Here is a 20831-nt window from a genome sequence, read left to right on the forward strand (position 1 = left end):
CTGCGTGTGGACGTCGTCGCCCAGCGGCCTGGCAAGCAGATGCAGACGTCATCACGCCGTTGTGCTGGCCCAGTAGTCCCGCTCGGGCAGTAATACCCATTGGTCGGGTGGGCCGGTGATGCATCGGGCGTCGGCAGGGCGCAGGCCCACGAACCCGCACGTGTATGCGGGGGCCTGCAGCCGGTAGAGGTAGCTGAGCAGAACCACCTGGCTGGTGTCTGTGCTCCACGCGGCACCGCCGGGGTGCAGGTCCCAGCCGATCGTCTGCCCGTCGCGGTGAATGCTGCCCTGGTTCCCGCTTTTCGGGTTCGCGTACAAGCCGTAGGCGACGGTGCCGGCGGATAGCAGCCGACCGACCAGGGGTGTCTGAGGCTGGTATCCCCACGGCTGAGTGATCACGCAGCCCCCGGGCACGTCGGTGACGCCGACGAGCAGCAGATCGTCCATCTCCGGAAGCCAACCCCAGTCACCGTCGTCGCCTGGTTCGGGATCCTTGTCGACGTCGTAGTGGGCGAGCAGTTCGTCTTCGGTCATCGGGGTGCCGTCGAGCCGCCGGATCGCCTCGCTCGCGTCGATCCCGGCGACGCAGAGAAGCCCGGTCCCGTCGTAGTAGTGGACCTGCAACCGTTCGCCAAGCTCACCGGCCAACACGACGGCATCCCGCTCGGCTGGGGCCAGTTCGACACCGGCAGGCGCGGTGCCGAACAGGTCGGGTTCGGGGCCTGCGAGGCTCAGCCGGCCGGGTGACCAACCGGCCATCATCGACTGCCACGGGTCTGCACCAGCGGCTGCGAGCACCCGGGCGTTGTCGTGCCGCCGTGAGTAGACCGCCAGCCACAGCGGGGACCGGCCGTCAGACATGACGTCCACATCGGCTGCCGCCGCGGCCATCGCCGCCACGACTGCGGGCGACGAGTGCTGAGCCGCGACGTGCAGGGCCGAGTCATGCCCGAGCGGCATGCAGGGGTCAACTCCCGCTGCCAGACGAGCCCGCACCTCATCCTCGCAACCAGCAGCCCACAACGGCACTCCATCCCACCCCGTCATGACCAGCCCTCCCGTCGCCTAGCAACGACGCGACGCTAAACGACGCATACGACACAACTCGCGGGAGATTGCGGATAGCTCCAGCAGAGCAAGGGCAAAAGTGAATCGAGCCAAAACGCGCCGGCCGCGCCGAGTGCGCCTTCAGACTGCCGCGCGCGGATCGACCGATCGGCAGTGATCGCCTCAGCCACCGCCACCCGCGCTCGCGCCTCTCGTGCGGGTCGGTGATGGAGCCCGGCTACCTCTCGGCCTGGTCGGAGTCACCCGCGGCGGCGATTACCTGAGCCAAGCCAGCTCAATGCCACTTGCGTCGAAGGGCTTCAACGTCCTCCGCAAGCCACCGGTCGACGGGGGAGCTGGCAAACGTGGTGGGAGCGGTGCGACGACTCCTTTACTCGGCTGGTTTATGCTTACAGCGACCTGGACAAACGTGCGTGAGCATGCCGCTGGGCCACCGGACTACTGGGGGTCAAGGGGTCGTCGGTTCGAATCCGGCCGTCCCGACAAAGAAAAAGCCCTGACCAGCGGGAACACTGGTCAGGGCTTTGATTTTCTCCTATGGAGATTTGAACCGCCCCCGAAAACCCCCCGTTTACGTGGTGCGGCAACCAAGTTCGTCATCGGTGTGCATCGTTCTCGCCTGTCGATGATCCGTGGCTGCTCGGGTGGCTGCCGAGCCGTTCGAGGATGCCGGACACGTCTGGGGCTTGTACCGGCTTGGCGATGTAGTAGGTGTCGGTGACCTCCTCGCTGGAGTGCCCGAGTTGCGCCGCCGCGCTCTTGGTGTCGGTCTCCTCCTTGATGAGGGTGGCGACGGTCTTTCGGAAGGTGTGCGGGGTGACCCAGTCGAGGTCGGCTTCGGCGCGGGCCTGGCGCCACTGCCGGCGGACGTTGTTGGGGGAGAGCCAGGTGCCTCGTCGGGAGGCGAAGATCGCGTCGTGGGGGTTGTCCGCGGCGGTGAGTTTGCGGGCCATTAGCATTCGTTGTTCCGCCAAACCTGCAGAGAGACGGAAACAGGACGCAAGTCGTTGCCCCAGATGTCAGCCGCTCGCTGAGCACGAGCCCGGGACGACCAATACGGCATGGCTCGTGCCCCGCTGGAGGTCTTCGGAGCGGGACTTCCCTGAGCGTCGCGCACAAACCAGACGGTTCGGTGGCCAGCAACCTCGCGAAAGAACGCCGCTGCCTGGCTACCGCTCTGACTCACGAGCCGTGAGGCTAGCAGCACAGATCCCAGGTTGTCGGCGTTAGGGCGTGTTTCAGAAGTGGAGATCGTCTGATCCGACGTCGGCGTGTCGGTGATCGATAAGGGGCGAGGGTCTCCGGTAGGTGGTTCAACGACCAAGAAGAACCCTTTACCGGAGACCTCGTGGCCACCTTGGCGGTGACGAGGCGCCACGATCTGACCGACGCTCAGTGGGCGGTGTTGGAGCCGTTGCTGCCGTGTCGGCGTCGGTTGGGGCGTCCGCCGAAGTGCAGTAGACGGCAGTTGATCGACGGGATCCGGTGACGGATGCGCGTCGGTTCGCCGTGGCGGGATGTTCCGGCTGCGTATGGGCTGTGGCAGACGGTGTATGGGTTGTTCCGTCGGTGGCAGCGGGCTTGGGTGTGGCAGGCGGTGTTCACCGCGGTGCTGGCCCGCCAGGACGCTGCCGGGCGGATCGGGTGGGACGTGTCGGTGGATTCCACGGTGATGCGGGCGCATCAGCACGCCGCCGGGGCCCGCCGCGACGGTCACGCTCAGGTCGAGGCGCCCGGTGGTGTGCAGGTCGAGCCGGACGATCACGCGATCGGCCGGTCGCACGGAGGGTTGAGCACCAAGCTGCACCTGGCCTGTGAGCAGGGCAGCCGGCCGCTGGCGATGCTGCTGACCGTGGGGCAACGCGGCGACAACCGCGGCTTCGTCCCGGTCCTGGACCGCATCTGGGTCCCTCGTCTCGGGGGTGGCCGGCCCAGGACCCGACCGGATCGGGTCCTGGGCGACAAGGCGTACAGCAGCGCGGCAAGCCGGGCCTGGCTACGCGCCCGAGGCATCAAGGCCACCATCCCGATCAAGGCAGACCAGGCCCGTAACCGCGCTGCCCGAGGCTCACACGGCGGACGCCCACCGGCCTTCGACCCCGAGATCTACAAGCAACGCCACGCCGTCGAGTGCGGCATCAAACCAGCTCAAACAAAACCTGCCCTGGCCACCCGCTACGACAAACTCGCCGTCCGCTACGAAGCCATCATCACCATCGCCGCGATCAACACCTGGCTCCGCACCCACTTCTGAAACACGCCCTAGCCCGCTCCCCCGACTACGCAATAGCCACCGCTTGACGAAAGCCGGGGGACTTCAGGATTCGTATCGGCATGGGATCGACACCGTAGCCGCACACAGAACGACTTCATGTGTCCCTAGCCAGCCGAGCTCTAGATATCGAAGGGCAACAACTACAACTCCTGACCGGTCTCTTTCTGGTCGCCGCGGGACTGCATGAGCAGGGACTGCGCGCGTTCGCACTCCGCAGCCAGTCTTTCGAGATCCCTGAGCTTCAGGGCGTCAGGGGCGGCGCTGTCAGCCCCGGCCTCCTCGTCGTTGTCGTGTACGCCCGACTCCATCAGGTCGTCCAATGACTTCAGGAAGGAGAACTCGTCGTCGGGAAGCTTTCTGGCCAGTCTCACCCATCTGGCTTCCTTGGTTGACGCCACCTGCGCGGCGCTGTAGACGAGAGAGCGAACGACGTCGCGTGCGGCGCTCTCCACCGCCAGCGCCGTGGACAGCAGCGCGTTGGAGGCGACTTGTTCGGGGGTGGGCGTGTTCTCTGCATCGAATTTGCGGTAGAAGGCCCAGGGCGGTGCCTTGGGGTCGAGTCTGGCGAGGGCTCGGTGTAGTGCCTCGTAGGTCGCCATTGGACGCTCGTCGCTACTAATGGTGTGGCGATGGCTCCACAGTCGCAGGATCTCGCCGGCACACTCCCGGCGAAGCTCCTCACGCTCGGGGCCCGCTGGTGCATGTTCCACACGGGTTATCAGGTCGGCGATGTACTGCGCCATCCACCGGCCAAGGGTGTCATGGGTGTCCAGCATGGACGCGAGTTCCCTGCCGAGCGCGAGAATCTGGTCAAAGTTCGACGAACCCGCTGCGGCCGTCGAAGACGACAACTTTGAAATCGGGTTCGGTGTATCTGCTTGCTGGGTCATCTGATTCGGCCTTGTCGCCCGTGGCGGCGGGTTTGCGCCGCTCGATAGTCACTTTGAAGATCACGTTCATGTTCGTGGCGTCAGTGAGAAGACGCAGACTGTCGATTGTCGCGCTGAGCCGCTGCCCTTGGCTGCCCGTGGTGTGGTTGGCGCCGCGATCTACAAGATCGCGCCACACGTAGGAGCGCATCACGGCCTGACCGTCTCGATGCCAGAGCCTCTGGTCGGCATCTGAGCTCAGATCCAGCCAGGCGCAGGCCTCGTTCGAGGGCCTGGGGCCGGGGTATTTGACGCCGCCAGCCAGCGGATCACGCTCGTCGAGGCCGCCGACCAGGTCCGTATGCTTGATCCAGCCGAGCAGGCGATAGCCGGCTAGATCGATCTCGCAGTCGTCTTCTGCGGTCGGAACCCTGAAGTCGTAGCTGCTGGCGGACGCCTGCCAGGCGGCGAGGAGGTGGCTGGAGCGGCCGGGCTCGACGAGGGCGCTTTCCACCATGACGATCTCGGTGCTGTCGTGGTAGTTCTGCTCGGACCATTCCCAGACGGTGATCATTCCCGGGTCCGCTTCGAAGATCTGGGCGGTGAGGTCTTCTGACGTGACCGGCTGTGTCCAGGCGCCGTCGCGGTATGCCGCGTCGGACAGCGTGCTTCGATCAGCGGGCACCGGGTCGCGGCGGTCGGCGAGCCAGCGGCCGTCCGGGCGCGTCGGACGGAATCGCTGAAGCCAGTCGGGGAAGCTGTCGAAGCTATCGGGGTCGTCGCGGGCGGGTCTAGTGTCGATGAGATGACCGGCAACGGTCATCAGCGCGTGGAAGCTCAGATAGAAGTCAAGATCGTGAACAGTCGGAGTGTCGTACTTGTAGTAGTGGGTCTTCTGTCGGTCGAAGAGTCCCCGACTCTGGCGCAGGTCCTCGACGCGGCCCTCACGAACGTCGAGCCCCCACAGCGTGGTAATCACGTCGCCGGCCATGCGTACCACTTCTGCGGGGTCCATGGCGAAACAGCGCGCGAGCGGCTCGATCCAGTGCTCTTCGAAGTCGAAGTGAAAGCGGTAAGCGCCTTCCTGCCGCCGGCGCGGCCTTGAGCCGAGAGACTTGCGGCGTGTTCGGGTTGCTGGGACCTTGCTGATCGGCTTGTTACGTGCCGCCAGACGGGCGCGCTCATCGCTGTCCAGGTCGATTAGCCCGTGGCGGTCGAGCGCTTCCAGTAATCGGCATGCGCTCTCTCGCATCAGCACGTGGGTGTGCGTGCCGAGTGCCATCCGCCGTAGCTGCGCCTCGAAGGGTCGTAGGCTCGCTGGGTTGTCGATGACGACCCGTTCCAGGCCCATGAACAGCCACAACTGGGCATGCTGGTCGTAGAAGGCCACGCGGCTGTCAGCGAACGGCTGCGGAGGCGCGGCGTCGGCGAGCTCGGCGAGGGCATCGAGTTCTGCCTTGGCACCGAGCCGGCCGAGCAGGTGGACCACATGGGCGGCCAGCCAACGGGTCCGGTCGTCGGGGTCAGCCAACGCCGACCACACGTACCCGGCGGCGCAGACGCGCAAATCCTCTGGAGGAGTCAGCCCAGGCATCCATGGGCCGTCGGCGGTCTCGGGATCGATGAGGTAGTCGAGCTCGTCTGCGGCTTGGTCGAAGGCGTCTCGCGCGTCGGCGGGTGGCAGCCATTTCGCGGTGTTGCCGACCAAAGCGAAGCAGGACTCTGAGTCGAGCAGGTCGTTTCGTGCGCCGAGTTCCGCCAGCGCCGTGTCGTACAGGTCCTGCGGCGGCTGCCCAGTGACACGGCTCAGCATTTTGATGGACAAGGACCGGTACCTGCGTGTCACGATCTCGCCGCAGAACCGGCTGACCGCAGCTGTGGCCAGGGCACGGGCGGCGTCTCTCGCCGCACGGGGCAGGCCGGTGGCTTGCTCGAGCTTTTCCAGCAGCTTGCCGTGTGCGTACGCCTCCAGGTGGGGGTTCAGCGCGAAGGTCGTAATGGCCTCGTGCAGGTTGCGTGACGCGGTGGCGAGCACCGCGTCAATGAGGTCGTCGATGTTGAGGTTCCGGTGGCGGTCTAAGCACAGGCGGCGGGCCTGCTCAAGCCCTGCAGCGCAGGTCACGGCGATCGCGGCCAGTTCTGCCAGGTCGGGAGCTCTTCGCGTTTCCCAGGTGGAATGGGAGACGTCCCACGACATGCCGTGCCGGTGGGTCGCGGTGCAGTTGTCGACGGCTCGGTCTTTGCGGGCGTCTCGCGCGTAGACGGTGCCGGACAGGTCTACGGTGTGCCGTCCGGCAAGTTCGTCCAGGTGCTCGAAGTAGTCGACGGGATGCCAGTCGACGCGGTCATATTCGCCTGCGGCGTCGAAGAGCAACTGCGGGTGGGCCGACCCTGATTCCAGTGCGGTCTGCAGAGCCGCGCGGACATCGGACGTCTCGGCGAGGGGCAGTAGGGCTAGGCCCGCCAGCGGGGCCTGCTCGGCGAGGCCTTGACCTGGCTGCAGCAGTTGCCGTAGTACCAGATCAGCGTATCCGAAGTTGCGGCTGCGCCATCGGGCGGCGATCGCTACCGCAGACCGATGGCTGAACCCCGATACCGTCTGGATGCATTGAGCGTGGTCGGCGGCGTCTTCCAGGTAAGGGCTGAGCGCCTCGAATGTTCTGGCGACTCGGTAGGCCCGTTCAAGGTCTTCCCCGAGCTCACCGGCGCGCCGCGCGAGTGCGTTGATCCCCGCCCAGCGGTCCATGATGTCGTCGCCGATCTTGTCGGCGGTGTCCACCGCACGACCGAAGTAGGCCTTCGCCTCGCCGCGCATGGCCGGACGGATCGCTTTGGCGAGTGCGGCAAACATGTCGATCTTCTCGCTGGCGGCGACGTGTGCCCGGGTGACCTGCTCGTCCAACCGGCCTGCGACGGCGAAGATGACGTCGTCCATGTGCCGTGACAGGGCGCTGTGCCGGACGACGTCGATCAGCGTCGGCCAGAACATGTAGCCCCAGACGGTCTCCAGCCAGACACCGTACTTCGTGATCAAGGCGGGGTGTTGACGGCGGCTGAGGATCTGCGCCGACAGCCGTGCCACTGACGCCAGCATCAGACGCGGTGTCTGATAGTCGCTGACACTACGGCTGTAGGTGCTCGCGGCAAGCTGTTCGAGTTCCTCCTCGACGTCGTCGGGCGAACAGGCGACGCGTGCCCACAGACTCGCCCATGGCAACGACGGCGTGATGTTGCGCTTGAACTCCTCAAGGTCACGGGAGCTTGAGTAATTCTGCTTGTCGAGCTCCTTGAGCAGGTCGGGGTGGGCGAGATCCCGATCGGTGAGCTCGCAGCCATCGATACGTGCCTTGAGCGCGTATGCCTTCAGCAGCACGTCCAGCGACGTCCCGTGTGTCGCCCCAATTCCTTTGGGTGGCACGCTCGGCAGGTAGGGACTCAAGATCTTCCCCAGCTTCGCCGGCTCGGCGACGCCATGGGACGCCGCAGCCGTCACTAAAGCGATGGCGGCCCACAGGGCATCGAAATCGCTGCCGAAGGGGTCCGCGCCGTCAGCCACGCCGATACGCCCGGAATGCCCGTCGAACATCGCCAGCGCTGCCTGCGCAGCCGAGGCGTCCAAGGGCAGATCGAACTTTCCGGCTTGGCTGAGGGCGGCGAACTGGATGGGCATGCTGTGCTCGGCGGCCACGATCAGATCGGCCATCTGCTCGACACGGCCGGTCTCGATGAGACCGGCCGTCACGATACGTCCAGCCCGGTAGACGACCTCCGCAGGTTGCCAGCCGGCGAGATAGGCGACTGCGGCCTCAATCCCATCAGTGTTCACCAGGCCCAGCGCAACCTGCGCGAGGTCGGACCCGCCCAGCCGGTGCTGTCGACTTAGCGACTCAGGCAGCCTCGACCACCCGTCGATCCATTCCATGGCGCTACGCAGGCGGCTACGCGCAAGATCACGCTGACCGGCAGACGACAGAAGGCAGCCCTCGTAGGCCAGGTTCGAACCCGGCCAGTCCTCGCCAAGAGGCCCCCGCGCGACCAGCTCGTCCAGTGACTGCGCGTCGAGCAGGTCACCGGCCAGATGTGTGTTCGCCTTAATCAGCTCGCGGCGTCGTGTGTGGCCCAGGGACAGCGAGCCCGCCTTCAGTGCCAGCCGCACCGCCGCCGACCGAGCCTTCTGCTTCATCGCCGCCTTGAGCGCGAATTGAATCCGCTGCTGCTCAATTTCGGCCCGCTCAAGCGGGCTCAACGCGGGCAGGGCCGCACCGTCCACCGCCAGATCAACAAGATCGACCAGACGTCCGGCCTCCCACAGCAACTGCGGCAACGACGCCGCCGCATAAGCATGCCGGTCGGCGAGTGGCCGAAGCCGCTCGAGAAATCCGTCGAGCCGGCGACCTGCTGGTCGGTGGTTTCCCCGGAACCACGTCTCGGTCGGCTCGTCGCGAAACTGCACACAGCCGCCCTCGATCAGCAACGGCCGTCCGAGATCACTGACAAAGCTGTGGACCGCTTCGCTCGGCATATCACACAACTCGGCAATGACCTGCACCGGCACCCGAGGCCGCAGCGCGGCCAGTGCCTCGCAGATGCCGTCGACCTCAACGGTTGTCATCTTCCGCTCGTCGCGGACCTTCCCGACCGATCTCGCGATCACCGCATCAAGCACCCCGGCCGCGTCCGGCACCCCAGCCAGGGCAAGGGACCGCAGGCAGGCCACGGCGCTGGACTTGTCGGCCAGCGCCGTGGCCTGCACGCGCGGATTGCCAAAGGTGCGGTGGTGAAACTCCGCCACGTCAGCATCTGCCGCGTCCGCAAACCGGGCCCGCATGTGGGCACCGCTTTCTTCCAGGTTGAACCCACGCAACTCGATGCGCAGCGTGCCTGACGGCACCCCCAGCGACGCGACTCGCTCGGTGCGCGCAAACATCACCAATCGCACATTGGCCGGCAAGTTCTCCCGCAACAGGTCAGGCACGAACGAACGATGTCCGAACTCCCGCGCCGCAGTAACGGCATTGTCCGCCGCGTCCACCGCGATGACAAGCAGCGCATCGGGGCACCTCGCCCCCATCACGAATGCGCTGGAAGCTACCCGGTCAAGGAAAGCGCGCATGTAGTCCGCTGCGGTGGCGCTGGCCGAAGGCACCAACGGCTGACAGAGCCCACGAGCGGCGAGTTCGTTCGCGATCTGCAGCACCACCTGCCGGTGCTCGTGCCGCAGCTCGCTGATCAGACGATAACCGCCCGCGCCGAAGCAGTCATACGTGACGCATTCAGACCCGTCAGGAAGAAGCCTTTCAAGCGACTCAGCCAGCACGGACTTACCGACCCCGCCGACCGCATGTACGACAATCGGTCCCTGAGCACCCACGATCTGATCGGCGATGTCGCGGAACTGCTTTCGATCGAGGCGGTTCGCGACCGGCGCCAGACGGGAAGGGGCCGGCATGAGCTGGTCCTCACTCGTGCCAAGCGCTACCAGTACGTCTGATCGCCGGATGGAGTTAAAACCCTCCAGCGATGTAGCCCGCCGCGACACGATCTCTTTAAGGCGAAGCGGCGCATCACCACGCGCTCCCGGCAGGTAGTCACCAACCCTCCGCTCGAAATCCAAGCTCAACGCCGCCAGCCCCAGCTCAGGACTGCCAAGGTCAACCAAGCGGCAGAACTCCCCAGCAACCGCGTCGTCGTCGATCCCGAGGTAACCTCGCAGCAGTGTCATCTGGGACTTGTGCCGCGGCGCACTGCCAGCCGAGAGATCTTCCAACGTCTGGCTGACCTTCTCGCCCACAGGCCGATTAGACACGAGCCGGAAACTGATCTTGTCCAGCAGCGAGGCGTCCGTTTCCCGCAGCTTCGTGAACCGCTCGGCAAAGCCGCTCAGCGTCCCTTTGAGCTCAGACATCGTCCATGCTTCGCCGTCTCGGACAGTGGAGTGCTTCAACTGCCGGTACACCACACGGTCGGCGTCCAGAAGCTGCTCAGACCCGAAGTACTCCGCAATGTCGATAACCTGCTCACCTGCGACGATACCGTCGTCGCCAGTGAACTCCTCCGCCGACGCCCCTTCGATAGCCACGGCGGTCAGCGGAGCCATCGGCGGCAAGAGCGCTAAACACCGACGCGCCGCCCAGTGGTAATGGAACTGGTCGCCATCGCGGCTCGTGCGCAGCAGGTCTGTCTTCGCCATGGTCGTCTCAGCCTAGTACTCCAGCCGGGGATCGTGATCACGGCTCGATGAGGGCTTGTCGGGCGTAGTGGCTGTTCATGGCGCGGGCTTGGTGGCGGCGTCGGCGGATTGACCAGAGCAGCGGGTCGCAGAGTCGGCGGGTGGGTTCGATGATCAGGACGTGGAACAGGTGGCGTAGCTCGTTGACAGTCAGGGGGATGAGCCCGACCGGCTGGTAGCGGTGGCGGTGCTCGGTGGTCGCGGCGGCGAGGAACGCGTGGGCGAGGATCGCCAGGGTGCTCCAGCGGTGCCAGGAGGTCCAGCGGCGGTGTTGGTGCTGGTCGAGGCCGAGGCCAGTCTTCGCGGCCTGGAACGACTCCTCGATCTTCCAGCGCCGGCCGGCGACCGCGACGAGAGTGCCGAGGGAGACGACCTCGGGTGACCAGCAGCGGTAGAAGGCCAGTTCACCGGTGCGGCGGCTGCGGCGGATCAGCAGCCAGTGGTGCCCGCCGTGGGCGTCGGTGGCGTGGGGCAGGGCGACGAAGGACCAGTCGTAGTAGCGGTGGCCCTTCGCGCCTCGACCGGCGGAGAGCCGTTGCCAGGCGGTGTCGGGAAGCTCGGCGGCGAGGCCGTCGACGCGGTAGATGCCCAGGCCGGTGATCACCTGATGTGAGCAGGCCACGGCCAGGACGTAGCCCAGTCGTAGCTGACGCAGCCGGGCGGCCAGCCGCGGATCGCTGCCGTAGGCCTCGTCGCCGGTCGCCCACCGGCACGGCAGCCCAGCGGTGACCGCGGCGGCGATCATGCGGGACGCCAACTGCGGTTTGGTCGCGAAGCGCACCTGCTCAGGGACACCGGCCTCGGCGCGGCGATCAGGGTCGTCGCACCACGACTTCGGCAGGTAGAGGGCCGTGTCGAGCATCGCGTGCCCAGCCTCGGTGGCATAGACCAGGTGCACGGCGAGCTGACAGTTCTCGATCTTCCCGGCCGTGCCCGAGTACTGCCGCTGTACCCCGACGGTGTGCCGGCCCTTCTTCAGATCACCCGTCTCGTCGATGACCAGCACGGCCTCGACATCACCGAGATGCTCACCGACGAACTCGCGGACATCGGCACGAACCTCAGCGTCGTCCCACGTCACCCGGGTCAGCAGGTCCTGCATCCCGTCCGGGCTGGCGTCCCCGGCGTGCTCAGCGATGCTCCAGCAGTTCTTCCGCGGTAGCGGCGCCAACAGCCCTCGGACGAAGTCACGAACCCGGCGGCGCGGCTCGGGCCTGCGGAAACGCCGCCCGACCGTCAACATCAGCTCGTCGAACAACACCCGCCACCGCTGGGCGTCTACCCTGTATCCGGCAGCCACCGCTGCGTCATGGTCAGTCCACACAACCGTCCATGATCGACGGTGGCTGTCCTCGTACCCCCACCGCACCAAACCGCAGCTCAGCCGAGGTCAACATCCCCGGCTGGAGTACTAGGCCAAGCCGCCGACATAACCGCCGCCACGACCACGACCAGCCCTCAGGGGTAGGAACCACGGGCGTTTCAGGGCCACCGACGGCGGCCAAGTCGCCGGCCTCAGGTTCTGCCGACTGGCGGGTCGCGTCACGCGGAGACGGTTTCGTGGGGTGGGATTCAGGGCGTCGCCGTGTGTCTGGGAGCGCCGCCGTGAATCCGTACGATCAGCTTGCTGGCCTTGACCTTCCGACCCTTCAGGTGTTGGAGGCGGCTCTGGCGTTGGGTGGCCTGGTCACCGAGGTGGGGGTGTCGGCGTTGGTCGGCGCCGACGCGACGCCGTACCTGCAGCGTGCAGCCGATGCGGCGCTTGTCGCGCGGCTGCGGGCCGGCTCACGGTGAGCGGCGTCCTGCGGGAGGTCTTCGCCCGTCCGCTGGGTGTTGGCCCGGCCGCTGGGCAGCTCGCCGCCGTGTTGAACGTCGATGATCTGAAGGTCGTGGCACGCAACCTGGGGCTGCCCACGAAGGGCCGCAAGGCGGACTTGCTGGAGGCGGTGGCGGAGTTCTTCCTCGACATGGACAACGTGCACGCTCTGGTCAAGCGGATGCCAGCCGCGACGCGGACGGTGTTGGAGGAGGCTGACCGCAGTGGACGGATTCGTCGCGGCCTACCGAGCAGCCGGCATCCCCATCCCCCGCACCACCACCGACCAGGCCAACGCCGGAACACCAGTAGCCAGCCCGACGCGCCTGCTACCCGGCGACCTCATCCTGGTCCCCGGCAGCAACGGCACCTCCGCCCACCCACGCCACGTAGGCATGTACGTCGGCGAAGGACTCATCATCCAAGCTCCGCAGACCGGCGACGCCGTCAAGATCACTCGACTGAGCAGCTGGAATGGCCAGATCGCCATGATCCGACGGATCGTCGAGAGGCCTGCTTGAAGGATGCAGTCGATGCCTTCGGGTACCGGTGGTCAGGCATCCTGGCTCTCCCGTGGGCTCAACAGTCGGCCTCGAAGAGTGGCTCGCTCCGCCTACCGAGATCGAGTCAGCCTGGCCCTGCGTTCTATGACGTCAGGATGCGCGTCGCCAGGTGCCACCTTCCGGGTCGGTGCAGCCCTGCGAGGTGAATCCTTCGCCAGCACGCACGGTGACCTTCACACCGTTCGGTGCGTTGGTGATGAAGTCGTTGGCGATCGTCGAGCCGTTCTTGCCCGACCGCTCCCAGTAGCAGTCGAAAACGGGGCCCTTGACCCGGTAGGTGCCAGGCAGAATCATGCCCGCTTTCTTGCCAACGGTATAGCGCCCATCGGTGAACTGTTTTGCCGGATGGGCGCGGTTGTACTCGGCCAGCGCCGACTCGGCATCCTCCTCCGCCTCGTGCGCCGCTGCTTCGCGCACCTGAGGCTGCAGCGTCTTCCATGCCCCGGCCATCTCCGGGCAGAAGAGTTTGATCGATAGTTGCACGAGCGTGGTGTCATCCATGGCGAGGTGGTTGACGTAATCGGCGGCATCGGTGACCTCGTGATTGGCGTAGACGGTGATGTCAGAGCCAGAGGCGTTGACGTAGTCCGATGCGCGGGACATGACGATGGCTGCGTCGCCGGTGGCGGCCATGCCGGTGGTGTCGAACTCGTCGTCACTGTTGGCCGCCAGTGCTATGCAGACGTACACCGGCAGTTCCTCGACTGTATCGGCGAAGTAGAAGTACGGCTCGTCGCTGTCCTCGGTCGTGGCCAGTCGCGTCTTGTACTTCCGCACCATCGCGGGTGACATGGCTGCGACGACCGCAGCCGGTGATGGCGCGGTAGTGGAGGCGGACGATGAAGGCGTGGGCTCCGCACTTGGAGAGGGCATCTCGCTTGGTAAGGACGCGGCGGACGGTGGCTCTGCCTGCGGTTGGGGCTCATCCCGGCTGCATCCGGCCACGCTGAGCAGCACGCCAGCTGCACCTGCCGCAATAAGACGCCTCAACAAAACCTCCAGTTTGGACGAGATCCGTCCAGGCTGTCAGCGCTCCGTGCTGAGGTCAACGAGACGATGTGGTGGCGTCGTCTGCGGAGGGCCCAGCCGGCGCAGGCCGTTCGACCGATAGCTGCCTACCCGATCGATGACGAGCCGGCGCTCAAGGCAGCCAGGCGAGAAGGCTTCCTCCCTTGGCCTCGATCGCCGTCCTGGGGCAGAATCACGACATGGGCCTCATCATGGTTGAAGTCCAACGTCCAGTAGGTGAGCGGCGTTGGTTTCCATTCACATTCGAGGAAGCGGGCCTCGGATTCAACGAGAGATGGTGGTACAACAACCCCGTCTATCCCAGGCCCGAGAGAACCTTCCTGCGAGTCACGGAAAGCAACAGCGAGGTCGCGCGGGTTTCCCTCGGCGACGACGTCGACATTCGTAATTACGCCGAGGTTCCGCCCCTTGGAGCCATCGCACTAGAGATCCGGTTCATTGAGGTGCACAGCGATCACCGCGGCCGAGGCATCGGCCGCACTGTCGTCGATCTCCTTCACGACCGTTACCCAGAGCGTCGGCTGGTGGCCTTCTCCGAGGGTGCCGACGGCTTTTGGTCATCTCTCGATTGGCCACGGTACCTTCACATCGATCCCGAAGAGGCGTCGAGGCGCCGACCACTCTTCATTCAACCCTAGTACTCCAGCCGGGGATGTTGACCTCGGCTGAGCTGCGGTTTGGTGCGGTGGGGGTACGAGGACAGCCACCGTCGATCATGGACGGTTGTGTGGACTGACCATGACGCAGCGGTGGCTGCCGGATACAGGGTAGACGCCCAGCGGTGGCGGGTGTTGTTCGACGAGCTGATGTTGACGGTCGGGCGGCGTTTCCGCAGGCCCGAGCCGCGCCGCCGGGTTCGTGACTTCGTCCGAGGGCTGTTGGCGCCGCTACCGCGGAAGAACTGCTGGAGCATCGCTGAGCACGCCGGGGACGCCAGCCCGGACGGGATGCAGGACCTGCTGACCCGGGTGACGTGGGACGACGCTGAGGTTCGTGCCGATGTCCGCGAGTTCGTCGGTGAGCATCTCGGTGATGTCGAGGCCGTGCTGGTCATCGACGAGACGGGTGATCTGAAGAAGGGCCGGCACACCGTCGGGGTACAGCGGCAGTACTCGGGCACGGCCGGGAAGATCGAGAACTGTCAGCTCGCCGTGCACCTGGTCTATGCCACCGAGGCTGGGCACGCGATGCTCGACACGGCCCTCTACCTGCCGAAGTCGTGGTGCGACGACCCTGATCGCCGCGCCGAGGCCGGTGTCCCTGAGCAGGTGCGCTTCGCGACCAAACCGCAGTTGGCGTCCCGCATGATCGCCGCCGCGGTCACCGCTGGGCTGCCGTGCCGGTGGGCGACCGGCGACGAGGCCTACGGCAGCGATCCGCGGCTGGCCGCCCGGCTGCGTCAGCTACGACTGGGCTACGTCCTGGCCGTGGCCTGCTCACATCAGGTGATCACCGGCCTGGGCATCTACCGCGTCGACGGCCTCGCCGCCGAGCTTCCCGACACCGCCTGGCAACGGCTCTCCGCCGGTCGAGGCGCGAAGGGCCACCGCTACTACGACTGGTCCTTCGTCGCCCTGCCCCACGCCACCGACGCCCACGGCGGGCACCACTGGCTGCTGATCCGCCGCAGCCGCCGCACCGGTGAACTGGCCTTCTACCGCTGCTGGTCACCCGAGGTCGTCTCCCTCGGCACTCTCGTCGCGGTCGCCGGCCGGCGCTGGAAGATCGAGGAGTCGTTCCAGGCCGCGAAGACTGGCCTCGGCCTCGACCAGCACCAACACCGCCGCTGGACCTCCTGGCACCGCTGGAGCACCCTGGCGATCCTCGCCCACGCGTTCCTCGCCGCCGCGACCACCGAGCACCGCCACCGCTACCAGCCGGTCGGGCTCATCCCCCTGACTGTCAACGAGCTACGCCACCTGTTCCACGTCCTGATCATCGAACCCACCCGCCGACTCTGCGACCCGCTGCTCTGGTCAATCCGCCGACGCCGCCACCAAGCCCGCGCCATGAACAGCCACTACGCCCGACAAGCCCTCATCGAGCCGTGATCACGATCCCCGGCTGGAGTACTAGGCCTAACGCATTGGCGCTGAGGAGTGCAAAGTCCCGCGACCTGCCGACTCATTTGTTTGAGGGTGCGACTGTTGGTGGCACGCACGCTCCAACCACGACCGCCCTCAGTTACTGCTTCACGCAGTCCGAACCGCGCCGCTGGCCGCCGCCCCATAATGACCCTTCGCGAGGATTTCGCCGCCGCCAAGTTGACGCGACAAGCCCAGCAGGTCCCCCAGCTCAGGGAATCGGCAGCACCGGACGCACCGGAGTCTCCCCGGCGAGGCCACCTTCGTCGATGGCCTCCGCCAGACCTGGGTCACGGTAGGCGGTGGCCAGGGTGAGCCAGGTCAGAAAGGTGCCGTAGCCGCCGCACAAGGCGGACCCGCCGTCGCCGCCGCACAGGACCGCCGGGTCGGTGGTGAACTCGGCGCGATAGGGGTCGTCTCCGATAACGAGGCCGAACAGGTTGGGCTCCCGGAGAAGGGGCACCTCGCCCGAAGGCAGGCCCTCGGGATACTCGTCGCCCCAGCGGAACAGGCTCTCGGCTCCGGCTCCGGCTCCACAGGCGTACTCCCACTCGTCCGGGGTCGGCGGCCGTAGGCCCCGGCGCTCAAGCTCGGCGATCAGCCAGGTATGGCCGTACTCCTGGTCACCGTCGTCAAGATCGGTACCGTCGCCGGATTCGAGCAGCGCGTCGGCGTCCTCGGCGTGGACTGCGACGAGCCGGGCCGGCAGCGACACACGGCGTGACGCGGAGGTCGCCGCGGCCACGAAACGGCCGACCGGCCCGGTCAGGTCGTAGTCCGCGGCGGCCTCGGCAAAGTCGGCGAGCTGTCGAGGACTGGGCGTGAAACGGTCGGCATCATGGCCGAGCCGCACCGTGCCGCCCGGCACCAAGGCGTAGCGGACGCCGTCGCGATCGAAGAACGCGACCCGGCCGGTCCGGTTGCGGAATGCGTGCGGACCGATACTGGCGAGGCGGGCCTTGGTGGCCCGGGCGATGGCTGCGGCGGTGCGGCTGGCCGCGCCGTCGGACAGCTTTAACCAGGCGGACAAGGTGAGATCGGCATATGACATGTTCGAATTATGCCCTGATGGCAGGCGGCGTGCGCTACTGGAAATAGGCGCTCGTGGCGAGGAACTTCGTCATCGAGTCGGCATCCGCGACTCTTCGCACTTCGTGGATGAGGGAATCTCCACCCGGGCCGTCGATAAACAGTTTGAATGTGTCGCTTCTCCCGGCGATGAAGCGGGAGAGCTGCTCGCCGAACCGTTCGCAGTCAGTCCACTCGTGCACCGACACCACAGAGCCGGAGTCGCCATTCGAAGCGGTGAGGCCGGACCCGGATAGCCATTCCCGAAAGGAGCTGTTGATCTCCGGGTCGTCACCGATGAATTGGTCATTAGGTCAACCATAGTCGTACCCGTTCCATGAGCGGCTCACGATCGCTCAGGGCTGCCCGGCCGCCGAGCGATCAACGTCGACGCCGAGAGCCTAGCATCGGGGCCCGTCGACACCACGTCCTGGGCGACGGGCCCTGGCGCCCGCGGTGGGCGCCGGTTGGCACCCACCGCCGCGAGAAGCCCGTCACTTCGGCCTTGTCATTCGGGCAATCATTCTTCGATACCGGGGACCAGACGCCTCAGGGGTCGCCACCCAGACTCGATTCTGCCAGCGATAGACGATGGTCACGTTTTGAGTCTCGGCGGTCTGACGCATTGCTCCTTTGCAGTGGGAGCATGGCGCGTACACCCCCTTGATGACGATGAACCCACCCTCCTGGACGTAGGGCGCAACCATCGCTCGGCGTTCGGTGTGTGAGTTCGTTGTCAGCCCGACAACGAACCGGAAAACTAAACAGCGCACAGAGCCTCACGCAGGCGATCTACACCACGCCAGGGGACGTGACCCCTGTAGGCGCAAGCTGCGGGATGGGAGTCAGCACAGCAGAGGTACAGCAGCGGGCCGACTCTGTCCGGAGTAGAGACACGATGTCACTAGTACTCCAGCCGGGGATGTTGACCTCGGCTGAGCTGCGGTTTGGTGCGGTGGGGGTACGAGGACAGCCACCGTCGATCATGGACGGTTGTGTGGACTGACCATGACGCAGCGGTGGCTGCCGGATACAGGGTAGACGCCCAGCGGTGGCGGGTGTTGTTCGACGAGCTGATGTTGACGGTCGGGCGGCGTTTCCGCAGGCCCGAGCCGCGCCGCCGGGTTCGTGACTTCGTCCGAGGGCTGTTGGCGCCGCTACCGCGGAAGAACTGCTGGAGCATCGCTGAGCACGCCGGGGACGCCAGCCCGGACGGGATGCAGGACCTGCTGACCCGGGTGACGTGGGACGACGCTGAGGTTCGTGCCGATGTCCGCGAGTTCGTCGGTGAGCATCTCGGTGATGTCGAGGCCGTGCTGGTCATCGACGAGACGGGTGATCTGAAGAAGGGCCGGCACACCGTCGGGGTACAGCGGCAGTACTCGGGCACGGCCGGGAAGATCGAGAACTGTCAGCTCGCCGTGCACCTGGTCTATGCCACCGAGGCTGGGCACGCGATGCTCGACACGGCCCTCTACCTGCCGAAGTCGTGGTGCGACGACCCTGATCGCCGCGCCGAGGCCGGTGTCCCTGAGCAGGTGCGCTTCGCGACCAAACCGCAGTTGGCGTCCCGCATGATCGCCGCCGCGGTCACCGCTGGGCTGCCGTGCCGGTGGGCGACCGGCGACGAGGCCTACGGCAGCGATCCGCGGCTGGCCGCCCGGCTGCGTCAGCTACGACTGGGCTACGTCCTGGCCGTGGCCTGCTCACATCAGGTGATCACCGGCCTGGGCATCTACCGCGTCGACGGCCTCGCCGCCGAGCTTCCCGACACCGCCTGGCAACGGCTCTCCGCCGGTCGAGGCGCGAAGGGCCACCGCTACTACGACTGGTCCTTCGTCGCCCTGCCCCACGCCACCGACGCCCACGGCGGGCACCACTGGCTGCTGATCCGCCGCAGCCGCCGCACCGGTGAACTGGCCTTCTACCGCTGCTGGTCACCCGAGGTCGTCTCCCTCGGCACTCTCGTCGCGGTCGCCGGCCGGCGCTGGAAGATCGAGGAGTCGTTCCAGGCCGCGAAGACTGGCCTCGGCCTCGACCAGCACCAACACCGCCGCTGGACCTCCTGGCACCGCTGGAGCACCCTGGCGATCCTCGCCCACGCGTTCCTCGCCGCCGCGACCACCGAGCACCGCCACCGCTACCAGCCGGTCGGGCTCATCCCCCTGACTGTCAACGAGCTACGCCACCTGTTCCACGTCCTGATCATCGAACCCACCCGCCGACTCTGCGACCCGCTGCTCTGGTCAATCCGCCGACGCCGCCACCAAGCCCGCGCCATGAACAGCCACTACGCCCGACAAGCCCTCATCGAGCCGTGATCACGATCCCCGGCTGGAGTACTAGGCGAGCGCACTCCCACCCTGCCTGCTACACCAAGTCGTCCGGCCGCCGCAGCCCACCCTTACGGAAGCGGTCAAAGGGACCTGAGCCGACCGCCGCCCTGGACGCTATGGGGCTGCAGACCCTCGCGTCGCCCCCGATTCAACGAGTCAGGGACGCGGCCACCCGTGTTGGGGTAGGTCTCTTCGTAACGTGGCTGCCGGCAGTCCGACGCCTGGACCAGCGGCCGAGGCCACGAAGCGATGCGTGGAGGCGGGTGTGGTGCACGGCGGATACGGCGTCTACCTCGGCTTGGACGTCGGCAAGGGTGATCATCACGCGGTCGGGTTGGCGCCGGACGACAAACGGCTGCACGATGCGACGTTGCCGAACACTGAGACCCGGCTGAGGCAATTGTTCGACAAGCTTGCCCGCCATGGCCGGGTGCTGGTGGTGGTCGACCAGCCCGCCTCGATCGGTGCCCTGCCCGTGGCGGTGGCTCGGGCGTGCGGGCATCAGGTGGCCTACCTACCCGGCCTGGCGATGCGCCGCATCGCTGATCTGCATCCTGGTGCGGCGGAGACCGACGCCCGCGATGCTTACGTCATCGCCGATGCCGCCCGCATCCTGCCGCACACGCTGCGCAGGGTTGACGTCGGTGACGAAGCCCTCGCGGAGTTGGAGGTCCTGGGTGGCTTCGACGACGACCTCGCCGGCGAAGCCACCCGCGTGTCCAACCGCATCCGTGGCCTGCTAACCCAGATCTATCCGGCCCTGGAGCAGGTCCTCGGCCCGAAGGTCCACCACAAGGCCGTGCTGGAACTGCTGTCAGGCTGCGGCGGACTGGCCGGGCTGCGCAAAGCCGGCCGGCGCAAACTGCTCTCGATCGCCGCCGTCCACGCGCCCCGCATGGGTGAGCGGCTCGTCGAGCAAATCATGACCGCCCTGGACGAACAGACCCTCACCGTTCCTGGCACCACCGCAGCGGAAACGATCCTGCCCCGTCTGGCTGACAGCCTCCGTGACGTCCTGCGCCAGCGAAACCAGGTTGCTGGCGAGGTCGAGAGGATGCTTGATGCACACCCTCTTGCCTCGGTCCTGACCTCGATGCCCGGCATCGGCGTCAGGACCGCCGCCCGGATCCTGCTCGAAGTCGGCGACGGCACCGCCTTCACTACATCCGGCCACCTTGCCGCCTACGCCGGCCTAGCCCCGGTCACCCGACGATCCGGCAGCAGCATCCGCGGCGAGCACCCACCCCGAGGCCGCAACAAGAACCTCAAACACGCGTTTTTCCTCGCCGCGTTCGCGTCTCTGGCTGACCCCGTCAGCCGCGCCTACTACGATCGCAAACGCGCCGAAGACAAACGCCACAACGCCGCCCTCATCTGCCTCGCCCGACGCCGCTGCGACGTCCTGTTCGCCATGCTCCGCGACAAGATCCCCTACCAACCACGCCCAACAAGCCCCGTCTCCGCTTGACGAAACCCATAGGGACACCCCCTAGC

At 66.5% G+C, this 20831-nt stretch carries 15 protein-coding genes and 1 pseudogene; 7 read left to right on the forward strand and 9 right to left on the reverse strand.

Going from position 1 to position 20831, the window contains the following annotated elements; genetic code table 11:
* Positions 1-51 precede the first annotated feature (51 nt).
* From VKK44_RS16835 to VKK44_RS16845, 3 genes are all read right to left on the reverse strand, one after another.
* On the reverse strand, positions 52-960 hold the full coding sequence (locus tag VKK44_RS16835) for an ankyrin repeat domain-containing protein (protein WP_343442045.1): 909 nt from the start codon (positions 958-960) through the stop codon (positions 52-54).
* A gap of 704 nt (positions 961-1664) precedes the next feature.
* Positions 1665-2021 (reverse strand): tyrosine-type recombinase/integrase, encoded by a 357-nt coding sequence (locus VKK44_RS16840; protein WP_343442046.1) that lies wholly within the window; start codon positions 2019-2021, stop codon positions 1665-1667.
* Positions 2021-2446, reverse strand: coding sequence for a DUF2750 domain-containing protein (locus VKK44_RS16845; protein ID WP_343442047.1), 426 nt, complete (start codon positions 2444-2446; stop codon positions 2021-2023). The genes VKK44_RS16840 and VKK44_RS16845 overlap by 1 nt, the downstream gene beginning before the upstream one ends.
* Here VKK44_RS16845 and VKK44_RS16850 point away from each other — a divergent pair.
* Positions 2417-3322: pseudogene (locus VKK44_RS16850) on the forward strand (IS5 family transposase). The gene VKK44_RS16845 and the pseudogene VKK44_RS16850 overlap by 30 nt on opposite strands.
* 161 nt (positions 3323-3483) lie before the next feature.
* Here VKK44_RS16850 and VKK44_RS16855 read toward each other — a convergent pair.
* From VKK44_RS16855 to VKK44_RS16865, 3 genes are read right to left on the reverse strand one after another with little or no spacing between them, the layout of a single operon-like run.
* Positions 3484-4233, reverse strand: coding sequence for a hypothetical protein (locus tag VKK44_RS16855; RefSeq protein ID WP_343442048.1), 750 nt, complete (start codon positions 4231-4233; stop codon positions 3484-3486).
* On the reverse strand, positions 4154-10402 hold the full coding sequence (locus VKK44_RS16860) for a hypothetical protein (RefSeq protein WP_343442049.1): 6249 nt from the start codon (positions 10400-10402) through the stop codon (positions 4154-4156). The genes VKK44_RS16855 and VKK44_RS16860 overlap by 80 nt, the downstream gene beginning before the upstream one ends.
* A gap of 37 nt (positions 10403-10439) precedes the next feature.
* Entirely contained in the window at positions 10440-11684 is a 1245-nt protein-coding gene (locus VKK44_RS16865) for an IS701 family transposase (protein WP_343447794.1), read from the reverse strand.
* A gap of 362 nt (positions 11685-12046) precedes the next feature.
* Between VKK44_RS16865 and VKK44_RS16870 the strand changes: the two genes are divergently transcribed.
* Together VKK44_RS16870 and VKK44_RS16875 are read left to right on the forward strand one after the other, a co-directional pair.
* Entirely contained in the window at positions 12047-12235 is a 189-nt protein-coding gene (locus VKK44_RS16870; RefSeq protein WP_343442050.1) for a hypothetical protein, read from the forward strand.
* 246 nt (positions 12236-12481) lie between these two features.
* Positions 12482-12778 (forward strand): C40 family peptidase, encoded by a 297-nt coding sequence (locus tag VKK44_RS16875; RefSeq protein ID WP_343442051.1) that lies wholly within the window; start codon positions 12482-12484, stop codon positions 12776-12778.
* Between the two features lie 132 nt (positions 12779-12910).
* On the opposite strand, the gene VKK44_RS16880 is transcribed toward VKK44_RS16875, so the two are convergent.
* Positions 12911-13612 carry a hypothetical protein gene (locus tag VKK44_RS16880; protein ID WP_343442052.1) on the reverse strand — a complete coding sequence of 234 codons (702 nt, stop codon included), beginning with the start codon at positions 13610-13612 and terminating at the stop codon, positions 12911-12913.
* A gap of 416 nt (positions 13613-14028) precedes the next feature.
* On the opposite strand from VKK44_RS16880, the gene VKK44_RS16885 reads away from it, so the two are divergent.
* Together VKK44_RS16885 and VKK44_RS16890 are read left to right on the forward strand one after the other, a co-directional pair.
* On the forward strand, positions 14029-14487 hold the full coding sequence (locus tag VKK44_RS16885) for a GNAT family N-acetyltransferase (protein ID WP_343442053.1): 459 nt from the start codon (positions 14029-14031) through the stop codon (positions 14485-14487).
* Positions 14488-14655: 168 nt separating this feature from the next.
* Positions 14656-15900 (forward strand): IS701 family transposase, encoded by a 1245-nt coding sequence (locus VKK44_RS16890; RefSeq protein WP_343447794.1) that lies wholly within the window; start codon positions 14656-14658, stop codon positions 15898-15900.
* Positions 15901-16144: 244 nt separating this feature from the next.
* Here VKK44_RS16890 and VKK44_RS16895 read toward each other — a convergent pair whose 3' ends face one another.
* Complete coding sequence (locus tag VKK44_RS16895) at positions 16145-16984, reverse strand: hypothetical protein (RefSeq protein ID WP_343442054.1); 840 nt, start codon at positions 16982-16984, stop codon at positions 16145-16147.
* A 511-nt stretch (positions 16985-17495) separates the two neighbouring features.
* Complete coding sequence (locus tag VKK44_RS31025) at positions 17496-17708, reverse strand: hypothetical protein (protein ID WP_458351540.1); 213 nt, start codon at positions 17706-17708, stop codon at positions 17496-17498.
* A 369-nt stretch (positions 17709-18077) separates the two neighbouring features.
* Here VKK44_RS31025 and VKK44_RS16900 point away from each other — a divergent pair, with 369 nt between their 5' ends.
* Together VKK44_RS16900 and VKK44_RS16905 are read left to right on the forward strand one after the other, a co-directional pair.
* Positions 18078-19322 carry an IS701 family transposase gene (locus VKK44_RS16900; RefSeq protein ID WP_343447794.1) on the forward strand — a complete coding sequence of 415 codons (1245 nt, stop codon included), beginning with the start codon at positions 18078-18080 and terminating at the stop codon, positions 19320-19322.
* A gap of 283 nt (positions 19323-19605) precedes the next feature.
* Positions 19606-20805, forward strand: a complete 1200-nt coding sequence (locus tag VKK44_RS16905; protein WP_343447797.1) for an IS110 family RNA-guided transposase — start codon at positions 19606-19608, stop codon at positions 20803-20805.
* Positions 20806-20831 lie beyond the last annotated feature (26 nt).

This window comes from Micromonospora sp. DSM 45708 (assembly GCF_039566955.1).
Taxonomy (GTDB): domain Bacteria; phylum Actinomycetota; class Actinomycetes; order Mycobacteriales; family Micromonosporaceae; genus Micromonospora.